General features: G+C 55.6%; 10 protein-coding genes. 1 reads left to right on the top strand and 9 read right to left on the bottom strand.

Translation table 11 applies throughout. The features are described 5' to 3' along the window. Nucleotides 1-205: 205 nt before the first annotated feature. From CWI75_RS05305 to CWI75_RS05280, 6 genes are all read right to left on the bottom strand, one after another. Entirely contained in the window at nt 206-988 is a 783-nt protein-coding gene (locus tag CWI75_RS05305; RefSeq protein ID WP_101520444.1) for a hypothetical protein, read from the bottom strand. A 72-nt stretch (nt 989-1,060) separates the two neighbouring features. After that, nucleotides 1,061-1,906 (bottom strand): glutathione-dependent disulfide-bond oxidoreductase, encoded by an 846-nt coding sequence (gene yghU, locus CWI75_RS05300; protein ID WP_101520443.1) that lies wholly within the window; start codon nt 1,904-1,906, stop codon nt 1,061-1,063. A gap of 45 nt (nt 1,907-1,951) precedes the next feature. Next, nucleotides 1,952-2,521, bottom strand: coding sequence for a gamma-glutamylcyclotransferase (locus CWI75_RS05295; RefSeq protein ID WP_101520442.1), 570 nt, complete (start codon nt 2,519-2,521; stop codon nt 1,952-1,954). 2 nt (nt 2,522-2,523) lie between these two features. Beyond that, entirely contained in the window at nt 2,524-3,648 is a 1,125-nt protein-coding gene (locus CWI75_RS05290) for an acyl-CoA dehydrogenase family protein (protein WP_101520441.1), read from the bottom strand. Then, on the bottom strand, nt 3,645-4,802 hold the full coding sequence (locus CWI75_RS05285; RefSeq protein ID WP_241521084.1) for an acyl-CoA dehydrogenase family protein: 1,158 nt from the start codon (nt 4,800-4,802) through the stop codon (nt 3,645-3,647). Before CWI75_RS05285 ends, CWI75_RS05290 begins: the two co-directional genes overlap by 4 nt. Before the next feature lie 168 nt (nt 4,803-4,970). Next, a complete protein-coding gene (locus tag CWI75_RS05280; RefSeq protein WP_101520439.1) occupies nt 4,971-5,519 on the bottom strand; it encodes a DUF2058 domain-containing protein in 549 nt (182 codons plus the stop codon). A gap of 269 nt (nt 5,520-5,788) precedes the next feature. Between CWI75_RS05280 and CWI75_RS05275 the strand changes: the two genes are divergently transcribed. Beyond that, nucleotides 5,789-6,505, top strand: a complete 717-nt coding sequence (locus CWI75_RS05275) for a YebC/PmpR family DNA-binding transcriptional regulator (protein WP_101520438.1) — start codon at nt 5,789-5,791, stop codon at nt 6,503-6,505. Between the two features lie 5 nt (nt 6,506-6,510). Here CWI75_RS05275 and gnd read toward each other — a convergent pair whose 3' ends face one another. From gnd to CWI75_RS05260, 3 genes are all read right to left on the bottom strand, one after another. After that, nucleotides 6,511-7,977: a decarboxylating NADP(+)-dependent phosphogluconate dehydrogenase gene (gene gnd, locus CWI75_RS05270; protein ID WP_101520437.1), complete on the bottom strand. Its 1,467-nt coding sequence runs from the start codon at nt 7,975-7,977 to the stop codon at nt 6,511-6,513. Between the two features lie 43 nt (nt 7,978-8,020). Next, nucleotides 8,021-9,508 carry an AMP-binding protein gene (locus CWI75_RS05265; protein WP_162299996.1) on the bottom strand — a complete coding sequence of 496 codons (1,488 nt, stop codon included), beginning with the start codon at nt 9,506-9,508 and terminating at the stop codon, nt 8,021-8,023. A gap of 223 nt (nt 9,509-9,731) precedes the next feature. Next, nucleotides 9,732-12,122 carry a parallel beta-helix domain-containing protein gene (locus CWI75_RS05260; protein ID WP_101520435.1) on the bottom strand — a complete coding sequence of 797 codons (2,391 nt, stop codon included), beginning with the start codon at nt 12,120-12,122 and terminating at the stop codon, nt 9,732-9,734. Nucleotides 12,123-12,250 lie beyond the last annotated feature (128 nt).

Below are 12,250 nucleotides of genomic sequence, written 5' to 3'. Positions count from 1 at the left end.
GAACGACATCGTCAAGATACGAGGTCTCGCATTGTAGCATTTGGTATTGGCGCTTGAAGGGCTGGGGTCAGGTCTCGCGTTGTAGCATCGTCTGGATATCCGCGATAACGGCTTGATCATGCATCGGTGCTACCACGCGAGACCTGACCCCAGCTCCCACCTCAATACGGCCAAATGCTACAACGCGAGACCTGACCCCCTCTTTTTAATTGACTCGCAAGGGCCGCTGGTAAACGCCGGTATTGCCGGTATTTTGCTGATAGGCGTAGACCACCATGTCGAAGTCACCGGCATCGGGTACCTTGATACTGCCGGCAAACTCATTGTCATTACCGGTAAATTCCAGGGGCGCTTCAACGATGTGCTCTCCGTCCTGGTACAGCTGCACTACAGCAACAAACTCCGCCGCATCCCATAAACCGCCCGCGGTAATCGGACAACCGCAGATCATGGTGACACTGGCGGTCAGTGACAGTGTCCGGTTTTCAAGGCTATAGCTCACCAGATCGGTAATCAAACCTGGCATATGCAGGATCACCGGTGTTTCAACGCGGTGCGTACCGGGGATCATCCATAACGTCGTGGAGACCGATTGGCTGCTCTGCGCTACATCCAGTGGACCGCTTACGCTGATTTCTATGCGGGTTGGCCGCTGCAACTCCAGCGCGGTCTGGAAGCTTGCCGGATCACCGGCAACCGGAGAGCGTCCACGGGAGTGAGATTTTTTCATCAAGGCCGTGGTATCTCCCGTTCCCCCGGAGATAACTCCATGGGAAAGCAGCTCACCGGTCACAGTGTCCTTGATGGTGACATTAAGCCCCCCCACGCCACTGCCAATGTATTTGGCATCATCAGCGCGCACCAGAACCTTGAGATCGGTGGAGGCTGCACTGCTGCCGACAGAGAATAGCAATGATATGAGGGTGATACCCACAACAAGCCAGAGAGAGAGGCTAACCGGGCGTTCTCTATGTAGGGCGTAAAACATAAATTACTCCTGCGCTGGTTAAGTAAGAGGCTCATCAATGTATAGCACATATCATGCGCGGCGCCGTCTGCGCTAAATGTCCAGATCACTCGCATCATGTCGCTCCGGGGCCCGCTCTTCCTCCGGGCCCCATATCCGATTTACCCGTCGCCCGCGTTGCACCGCCGGGCGCGCCTGGATCTCCGTTGCCCACCTGCGCACATGGGTATAAGACTCAACATCAAGAAATTCCTGCGCATCATACAATGTCTCCAGCACAAGGCTGCCATACCAGGGATAGTTCGCCATATCGGCAATCGTGTATTCATCACCGCCAAGATACCGGCGTCCCGCGAGGTTGCGGTCCAGGAGGTCAAGCTGACGTTTCACTTCCATGGTGAAGCGGTCAATCGGATACTCCAGTTTCTCGGGAGCATAGGCATAAAAATGGCCGAACCCACCACCGAGGAAGGGTGTATTACCCATCTGCCAGAATAGCCAGGACAGGCACTCCGCCCGTTCGGCTGGTGCCACGGGCAGAAAAGCGCCAAATTTTTCTGCCAGGTAAACCAGAATCGCCCCGGATTCAAACACCCGGATCGGGGGCGAAGTGCTACGATCAAGCAACGCCGGGATTTTGGAGTTCGGGTTTATCTCTACAAAACCCGAACTGAACTGGTCGCCTTCCAGAATATTGATGAGATGGGCATCATATTCCGCACCGGCTTTCCCCAGAGCAAGAAGTTCCTCCAGCATAATCGTCACTTTCACGCCATTCGGCGTCGCCAGCGAATACAGCTGCAAAGGATGCTTGCCGACGGGTAGCTCCTTATCGTGAGTCGGCCCGGCGACAGGTCGGTTGATATGAGCAAATCGCCCGCCACTGCCTTTATCCCAGGTCCAGACGCGAGGTGGTGTGTAGCCTGTAGTGTCAGTCATATGCGCTATCTCCGTATGTTATAAAAATCGCGTGTAATGATGCCGTCATGCCTGGTGGATAAGCTCGCGAACCAGTGCAGCGAGTTCTTCTACGTGGGGGTCGCGGGCATTTAATGCGTGCAGTGCATCAGCCAGCTTCAACAAGTAGTCATGGTTGCTGCCGCTGGGACCCATTGCGCCGGCAATGTGAGCTGCCAGCTCGGCTGAGGTTGCCGGCCCCAGGAATGCGGGGTTATCTTCCGGTGCCACATAAACAACGCCGGGCACGGGGGGCTCAGCGGAACCCAGCCTGATATCAACGCGGTGCTGCCGGTAACCGTTTTTCTCCCGGTGATCAAGATGCTCAAATACGTTCTGATCGATCAGATAGGCTACACCTTTACAGATGACAGCGGGTGCCGGCATCAGGGTTACCACCCGGCCGGGAGCGTCAGGGGTCCCGCGATGGTCGTGGGACCCCTGCCAAAAACGTCGCTCCCAGCCACATATACTGGCTTCGATACGCTGCAAAAAAGGGAAATCCACTTTGTAGATCAGGGACCCGTAGCCGAACACCCAGTGGCATCCGGGTGCAATACTGTTGTGACTCCGGTCGGCGGTAACAGGTTCAGCCATCCTCAGATTGCAAAACGCTGCAGGTGGTAATCAGCATTACCAAACTGGCTGTCGATAACCAGTATCCGCTTGAAGTAATGCCCAACTCTCAGCTCTTCCGCCATACCCATGCCACCGTGGAGCTGCACCGCATTTTCACCTATGAATATACCGGCTCTGCCGACCAGGTGCTTGAGCGCGTGAATACTGCGCTGGGCCAGTTCATCAGAGTTCTGCACGGTCTCGAGCGTCGCGCGGAACAACAGTGACTTGCACTGCTCATACTCCATGAACATATCTACCATACGGTGTTGCAGGACCTGGAAATCCGCCAGCGGGTGATCAAACTGGACGCGCTCCTGCGTATAGGCAACGGTATCTTTATAAAGCATTTCCATAGCGCCCACGGCCTCGGCAGCAAGCGCCAGAATGGCGTCATTGGCAACGGCGCGAAGTATTGCGTAACCGGCGTCCAGCTCCCCGATAAGATTTTTCGCAGGGACGCGCACATCCTTGAAGGTAATTTCAGCGGCGCGTAATCCATCCACTGTCTGAAAACTTTCACGCTGAATCCCGTCGGCCTCCGCTTCCACCAGAAACAGCGAAATGCCGTTTACATCGGTGCGCTCGCCACTGGTCCGGGCAGATATGACAATCCGGCTGGCGCTGCCGCCGTGCAACACCATCGACTTGTGCCCGCTGATGATGAAATTGCCACCATCTGCTGCAGCAGTGGTAGCGACATCATGCAGGTCGAATCGGGATTGGGGCTCGGCGTAGCCCAGGCAGAGTTTGCAAGTACCGTCAATGACAGCTGGCAGAACAGCTTCTTTGAGTGCGTCACTTGCGCGCTTGAGGGCACCGCCACCCATAACCACACTGGCCAGGTAAGGCTCCAGCACCAGGCCTTTGCCGAACTGCTCCATCAACACCATGGTGTCCACCTGGTTACCGCCAAACCCGCCATTTTCCTCCGCAAAGGGCAGCCCGAGCCAGCCCAGCTCCGCCATCATCGACCAGTAAGTATCGCTGTAGCCCGTGGCGCTCGCCACCAGTTGTTGACGGGTATCAAGTGCGTAGTTGTCCTTGATAAAGCGTGCAACGCTACCCTGGATCAGCTGCTGTTCTTCGGTCAGATCGAAATTCATGTTGAAGACCTCTTGATACCCAGAACATTTTTCGCAATGACATCTCGCTGCACTTCACTGGCGCCGCCATATATGGTGTAGGCGCGACTGGCGAGGTAGCCGGCCATGCCCGCGCGCGCAAACCCCGGCCCGACCTGGTTACCACCCCAGGCGGCGGCGTAAATGCCTCCGGCCTCCACCGTCAGCTTTTGAATACGTTGCTGGATCTCGGTGCCCTTAAGCTTGAGGATCGACGACTCCGGGCCGGGTGCCGCCCCGGCCTGGGCGCTGGCAAGACTGCGCAACTCAGTGAATTCAGTCGCCAGCAGGTCAATTTCCAGCGTTGCCACTTTGCCTCTAAACTCAGGATCGTCCATCAGGTTGCCATCACCGCAGACAACAGAGGCGGCTTTCGCCTTCAATCCCTCGAGCGCAACAAGGGAGCGCGAAATACCCGCCAGCCCCGTGCGCTCGTGTTGCAGCAGGCCCTTGGCATAGGTCCAACCCTTGCCTTCCTCCCCGATCCGGTCCGCGACCGGCACTTTAACATCGGTCAGAAACACCGAATTCACACTATGGGCACCACCGAGGGTGATAATCGGCTCCACCTCGATACCGGATTGCTTCATCGGCAATAACAGGAAGGTGATACCCTCCTGTTTGCGGCCGGAGTCGTCGGTGCGCACCAGCAGGAACATCCAGTCAGCGATGTGACCGGCTGTTGTCCAGGTCTTCTGGCCATTAACCACATAGTGGCTACCATCGGCAGAGAGCTCTGCCCGGGTCTTGAGGGACGCAAGATCCGAACCCGCACCAGGCTCTGAATAGCCCTGGCACCAGTTGACCTTGCGGGCGCGAATATCCGGCAAAAACCGGGCCTGCTGCTCCGCATTGCCGTAACCCATGATAATGGGCGCCACCATGCCCACCCCGAAGGGCAGGTCCCAGGGCAAACTGGCGCGCGCGGTCTCCTGTTCCCAGATATAGTGCTGGCTTGGCGTCCAGCCCGGACCGCCAAAGGCTTGCGGCCACTTCGGCACGTCCCAACCCCCTTTCGCTGCGGCCTTCGCAAACCAGTCCAGGCGCCCCCGGCCGTAGTCTTCTCCCGGTTTGCAAACGTTGTCTTTCAGGAATGACCTTACATCATCGCGAAACGCCAGATCGCTTGCGCTCATTTCTATATTCATTTCACTTACCTCTGGTTGGGCTGCAGCAGACCCGAGTTCAAGAATCTGGATGTCAAAAGCCGGGGGGTCAGGTCTCGCATTGTAGCATCCGAGCCGATGCTACAATGCGAGACCTGACCCCCGCGTGTTTATCCCACTATTGGAGATGAAGCTTTTTCACCACATGAGATCATCGGGAATTTCGTAATCTTTATACCAGTCCTGTTCTTCCTCACTCAGGGCGGCGGCATCCTCGTCACGGCAGACAATCACCCGATCACTATCACGTTCCGCTATTTTTGCGGCTACTGGATGCGGCAAAATCTCGTACTGATCACCCTGCCTGACAATCACCAACTGGCCGGCGGATAACTGCTTTTGTTCAATACTGGTGACATATAGCTTTTTCACCTTCTTGCCATCAGTGAAATTAAAACCGATATCTCCCCGGCTTTTGGGAAGTTTGTGCGTTTCGATCAGTTGCTTTATCTGGGCGTTAATCGCCTTTCGCAACGCTTTGCTGTTATTGGCCTGATTCAGCTCACGATCGCGCCGGGCCTTTTCTGCCAGGGCGGCCCGGGCTGCCTCCCTGGTCTCATCAACCAGCTCGACCCCCGAACGCCTGGCTATTTTCGCCACCTTACGCTTTTCTTTATCCAGTTTTTTAGCCTTGTCGGCATCTGCCAGTCCCGCTTTCAGTAACTGGTCTTTTAGAGAACCCGCCATCAGTGAAGCATGCTCCTGCTATTTTCATCAATTTCTGTGAGAAGTGATCCCACGCTACAGCCCTGCATTAAGATCGCAAAGGCATCTCCTGTCAAATTCCAGAGAGGCTGATTCGCAGTCGACGCCGGGCAACCTCAGGACCCTCATTATCCGGCTCGCCAGGCAGCCAAAACCCGAGATCAAACCTCTGCCAGATGGCTATTGGATGAGGCCAACCCAGCTTTGCTGATGCTACAATGCGAGACCTGACCCCGTCACTGGAATATGCTATGGGCCGCGCCTACCAAAACCGTAAAGATTCGATGGCAAAGACCTCGGATGCCAAAGCCAGGGTATACAGTCGCTATGCCCGTGAAATCTACGTTACCGCCAAATCAGGTGGCGTCGATCCCGATGGTAATCTTGCACTGCGAAGCCTGATCGAGAGAGCAAAGAAAGACCAGGTTCCCACTCACGTCATCGACAAGGCGCTGGAGAAAGCCAAGGGGGGTGGCGGCGAGGATTTTGCAGTGGCCCGCTACGAGGGCTTCGGTCCCGCCGGGTCACAGCTGATCGTTGAGTGCTTGACCGACAACCCGAACCGCACTTTTGGTGATGTCCGCCAATGTTTCACCAAGACCAAGTGTAAGCTCGGTACGCCCGGTAGCGTCAGCCACATGTTTGATCACAGCGCGATCCTGGTGTTTGGCGGAGAGGATGTCGATGCAGCCCTTGAAGCCCTGATGCTGGCCGACGTCGACGTAACGGATATTGAAACCGAAGACGATAAAATCATCGCATTTGTGCCCCATACAGAGCACTTCAAGGCGAAGCAGGCACTACAGGATGCCTTTGACGATATTGAGTTTGATGTGGACGAGGTTCAATTCGTGCCCCAGACTTCAGTGGAACTGGGCGAGGAAGATGCGGCCCTGTTCGATAAATTGCTGGATATGCTCAATTACCTTGACGATGTCCAGAACATCTATCACAACGTGACAACCTGAATATATCAGTCGGCAGCCCGCTCGCGGAGCCAATCGGTGTGGAACGTCTCTCCCCGGGGACTGTCCAGGCGCTCATAGCGATGGGCTCCAAAATAGTCCCTTTGTGCCTGTAGCAGGTTGGCCGGCAAACGCTCGCAACGATAGCCGTCATAATAAGATAGAGCGGCGGCAAACCCCGGTACCGGCAAGCCCAGTTTGACCGCCGTCAAAACAGTCCCCCGCCAGCTCTCCTGAGACCGCTCAATCGCTCCCCGGAAAAAATCATCCAAAAGCAGATTTTCGAGGCTAGGATCAGCGACAAAAGCCGCCTTGATATCCTCCAGGAACACCGATCGGATGATGCAGCCCCCGCGCCAGAGCATGGCGATATTCCCGTTGTCCAATTCCCAGCCAAATTCAGAGGCCGCCGCGTCGAGCTGAACGAACCCCTGCGCATAACTGACCAGCTTCGATGCATACAACGCCAGGCGCACGTCCTCTATAAACCGGCTGTGGTCACCGTTGAAGGCGCCATCCGCGCCCGGGAGTACTGCAGCTGCACGCACCCGTGCGTCTTTCTGGCTGGAAAGCGCACGGGCGTATACTGCCTCGGTAATCAAAGTTGTAGGCACACCCAGCTCAAGAGCATGTTGGCTCATCAACCGACCCGTGCCCTTTTGTTGAGCGGCATCCAGAATCTGGTCCACCAGGAAGCCACCGGATTCCGGGTCCTTCACAGTGAAGATATCCCGGGTAATCTCAATCAGGTAACTCTCAAGCTCGCTCTCGTTCCAGGCTTTGAAAACCTGATGAAGCTGGCTGTTGGAAAGGCCCAGTGCATGCTTGAGAACAAAATAGGCTTCGCAAATAAGCTGCATGTCGCCATATTCTATGCCGTTGTGCACCATCTTCACGTAGTGTCCCGCACCGTCTTCCCCCACCCAGTCACAGCAGGGTATATCCCCGTGGGGACCAACCTTGGCTGCAATGGACTGGAAGATATCACTCACCAGCGGCCAGGCCTCGGGGTGGCCTCCCGGCATAATGGACGGCCCCTTGAGCGCCCCCTCCTCCCCTCCGGAAACTCCCGCGCCGACAAACAGCAGGCCATGGTCGCGCAATTCTCGCGAGCGACGTCTGCTATCCCTGAAATCGCTATTGCCGCCATCAATGATCAGGTCGCCAGGATCAAGCAGTGGCCGTAGCTGGTCGATGACGGCATCCACAGGCTTGCCGGCCTTAACCATCATCATCACTCGCCGCGGACGCTCAAGCGAGGCCACCAGATCCGTGAGATGTTCGTAACCGGTTATCCTGTCGCGGCTACCCGGCCAGACCTTATCTTCGGGCTCGCTGCTGAGCCCAGCAATGAACTCTCTCATGGTCTCGGTAGTGCGGTTATATACGGCTATCGGGAAACCGTGATTGGCTGTATTCAGCACCAGGTTCTGGCCCATCACCGCCAGGCCGATCAGTCCAATAGCATTCTGCATAGCCAATCACCCGTGCGCGTTGGAAAGGTTAAGACAACTCGTTTCAGTGCTTAATAGTGGCAGCCGCTGGCTGATCTGTCATCTTTCGCCTTAGCCCCGGCTTGTCGACCTTGCCCGCTGCATTAACCGGCAGAGAGTCGACCCGCAGCCATTGTCGGGGCGTCTTGTAGGCGGCCAGATACTGGCGACAATGCGCAGACAGGTCTTTATCGGTAACCTCCGACGCAAGCTGTAACACCGCGCAAATCCTCTCACCCCAGGTCGTATCAGGCATCCCGATCACCGCGCAATCCTTGACTGCAGCGTGCCGCCGCAGCACCTCTTCAACTTCCCTTGAGGCAACGTTCTCACCACCGCTGATCACCATATCCTTTTTGCGGTCGACGATGTAGAGATAGCCATCGGCGTCAAACCGGCCGATGTCACCAGTGCGCAGCCAGCCATCCTCCAGTGCTTCAGCAGTCGCAGCAGGCTGTTGCCAGTACCCCAGCATGCACTGCCGGGCTTGCACAAGAATTTCGCCACTTTCACCCTGGACACAGGAATCGCCGCGTTCGTCAGCCAACCTGATCATCACAGTTGGCAATGGCTTACCGACACTGGCAAGTAGTTCAGGCCGGGTGGTAGCCGCCAGCTGATGATCCGCCACCGTCAGGAATGCCGCGCTGCCGGACAATTCGGTCATCCCGTAGCTCTGGCACAGGCCAACAGTGGTCTCCGTCAGCAACCGTCGCAACAGGCTCTCCGGCATCGCAGACGCGCCGTAGCCGATAGTGCGAACCGTTTGTAAATCCGCAGCGTTGAAGCCAGGCTGATCCAGCAGCAACCCAATCATGGTCGGTGCCAGCGACATGGTAGTGATCTTCAGCTCCCGGCAAGCTGTTAAGGTTTCAGCGGCATTGAATGACCGGGCGAGAACAACGGCGGCGCCGTACTGGTGCTGCAACAGCACGTTATGCGCGGCAACATGGAACAGTGGAAAAGGATAAAAATAGCGGTCGTCGGACGTTACCGGACGCCCAATAGCAGCAGATTCAAGGCCCGCCATAAAGGAACGATGAGTCAGCACCGCACCCTTGGGCCTGCCGGTGGAACCGGATGTGTAGAGTATCCATACGGGGTCGTCCTCAGCGGTCAGCGGAAGCTCAGCCGATGAACCGGCTTCCTGCCACTGCTGATACTCGCCGTCGAGGGTAATAACGATTATCCCTTCGGGCATACCGGGATGATCGAGCAGTGGCGCAAGCAGTTCCGGATCGGCGAACAGGGTTGTCACGCCCGCTGACAACAGCTGATACAGCAACTCATCAGCAGCCAGCCTGGCGTTCAACGGCACGAGAATTTTGCCGCTCGCGGGTACCGCATAGATCAACTCGACAAATTCAGGGCAGTTCCAGGCGAGAATACCTATTCTGTCGTTTCTGCTGCCGCCGGCTGCAAGTCTCCGCGCTACCTTTTCCACGCGGGCATTCAAGGTCTCATAAGACAGGGGGTTGCCCTGCCACCACAGCGCAACCGCGTCCGGTTGCACAGATGCCTGACTGGGGGGTATTTGATGGACCCTGGTGAAGAGGGCTTTTCTTGGGGAGGTCATACATTGCTCTTGAATTAACGGATGGGGTCAGGTCTCGCTTTGTAACATCGCCCCGGAGCGATGAGGTCAGGTTCCGCCTCGTGGCGGCTATTTGCAAATGCCACAATGCGAGACCTGACCCCCCTCTGTCTATACCCTCCAGCCAGCTTTCAGCCCACCGCTAGTTACAACCACCAATCTGGCTATTTACCCACTCACGGACCAGGGCGACTGCTTCGTCGTGAATAATACTGCGGCCTATTTCCGGCATACGGACATCGGGTTCATTGGAGTCCATCCGAAAAAGCGTAATCGACTGGTCTGCATCACCCGGTACAAAATCGAATTGCAAGCCGCCAGAGCCCGCACCCGCAGCAACCGGTGCCTTGCATATGCCATAAGTAGTATCCACCGTGCGCCAGAACTCGAGAAACATGCCTGAATTACTCGCAAAACCACCCGGGCTATGACAATGCGCACAGTTTATATCCAGATAGGCTTTGGCTCTACCCTCCAGCGACACCGCAGTATCCTCCCAGTCAGGTGCTGTTTCAATGCTCGCCAGGTCGGTCGGCAAGCCTGCCAAAACGCCCTGTGCCGCCATATACTCAAGTTGATTGACGGTTTCACTGCCGTACACGTTATCTCTATTGAGGAAACGTGCCTTTGGACCAATCGGAAGATTAACCGTTTCAGTATTTACGCCACTGCCGGTCTCGGCTCGGGTAACACCGTGGCAGGTTTTGCAGCTGTTGGCATCGGGAATGACATAGTCGGTACTGCGACTGGAACCATCACTGTGAATCCAGCTCAATGTGCGTCGACCACCGGCAACGGTCAGATCTGCGCCGCTACCATCTTCACGCCAGATGTAGGGAAGCGTTACCCAGCCATCGTTTCGGTGAATCATAATACGCGTTTCAATAATCACTTCACCTGCGGCGGAATTCAAAAAGTCATTGGGCATCGTGAAGGTCTTGGCGATAATCGTACCGATCGGCCAGTCGAGAACGTCTCGGGTGGAATAAGCTCCCTGACTGCCATCAGGCACAAAGATGAAGCGATATTTCTCTGCGTAATCGGTAAACAACTCGGTAGTCAATTCATAGTGAATACCGTCATTGGCAGCACTGCGAGGTTCTTCATTATCCGCAAACAGGTTATAGCCGGAAAGCTGTCGGCAACTGACCTCGGCAGCATCAAAATTTGGCATCGATCCCACAGGCGTACACAGCTGCTCAATTTCCTCCTCTGTGGGCGGAATCTCTCCTTCAGCTATCACTTCAGGCGTATCGAGCACAACTTCCGGCAGCGACGCATGAGCGCAGGCAAAGAAGGACTGGTCGATGCTTGAGCCAGAACCGTCAGGATGAAACACGACTCCGCGGCTGACGGACTGGTCTTCGTTAATGCAAATTCGATCAGTATCGGCAAACGCACCCCCGTTCTCACCCAGTCCATCGTAAACAATTTCGGGAAGGCCACCCAGAGCCGCGAACAACGAAGCCACATCGCCAGCCAGATCCTGTGGATCAGAAGCATTGTTGCTGTATACGTTATCGTGAACATGAATCCGCCGGGGATCCGGGTCATAAGTCACATCATCTGTTGTCAAACCACTGATATCGAAGCTCACGATGATAATAGCCGCCGATTGGTTACCTTCAATCGTATTGCCGAATATCTCGACATCATCAAAAGCCATAGCCAGGAGGCCGGTACCAGCAGGCACCACCCCAACAATATTTCCTTCGGGGGCGAAGTTACCGGTGTTGTTGTTCCTCACGATGTTGTTGAAAATTCGTGAGCGCTCACCGTCGATAGACAGATTTGGCAGGTCAAAGACCAGGATACCGCCGGTATTGTTTTCAGCGAGATTATCGTAGACGTCAGAGTTGGTAGAATTCTCGATTTCAATTCCCGCAACGTTCAGGGATACCGTATTGCGCCGCACGATAATCTTGTCGGACTGTCCGACATAGATACCTGCGTCACTGGCCCCGACTACAATGCTGTCTTCTATGAGGACATTTTCTGTCTGAACCGGATAAAGACCGTAAGCACCGTTTTCCACACAGGCACCGCAAGTCCACTCAACCCGTAGCGACTTCATGGTCACCCCATTGGAGAACTTGAATTTTATGCCGTCTGAAGGCGGGTCGATAACGGCAAAGTTTTCCAGCAAGACATTATTACTGGTGATGAGAATACTCTCTCCACCCGACACCTGGGTGGCAAAGTTAAGCACTGTACTCTCGTGCCCCTGACCGCGAATGGTGACGTTATCGACATCCAGGGAGAGAGCCGCATCTATCTCAAACTCTCCCTCGGGCAATTCTATAGTCTGGCCCGGCTCTGCATTGATCATCGCTTCCAGCAACCGCTGCTGAAAGTCATCTCCAGGCGCAATGGTTACCAGGTTGGGATCCGGCTCTTCGGCCGGCTCGAGTGGAACGGGTTGCGGGGTTGGGGACAACGTGTCGCCACTGTCGGAACAACCGTATAAGGTGCATAGCCCAAGAAAAACAACACAGGCTCGAACAAGACCGGGGAATCGAGGATAAGCAGGCATAAAGCCTCCATGAGTGATCGCTGTTATTTTTTTAGTGCACGCTCCCTGAGCTTACACCGGCGCAGTCCTGATGGATAGTATAGGCAACGGGGTCAGGTCTCGCTTTGTAACATCGGCTATGCCGATGT

Origin of the sequence: Kineobactrum sediminis (assembly GCF_002868715.1) — a bacterium.
Taxonomy (GTDB): Bacteria; Pseudomonadota; Gammaproteobacteria; order Pseudomonadales; family Halieaceae; genus Kineobactrum; species Kineobactrum sediminis.
The sequence above is the reverse complement of the archived record's forward strand: the minus strand, read 5'-3'. Positions and strand labels throughout refer to the sequence as shown.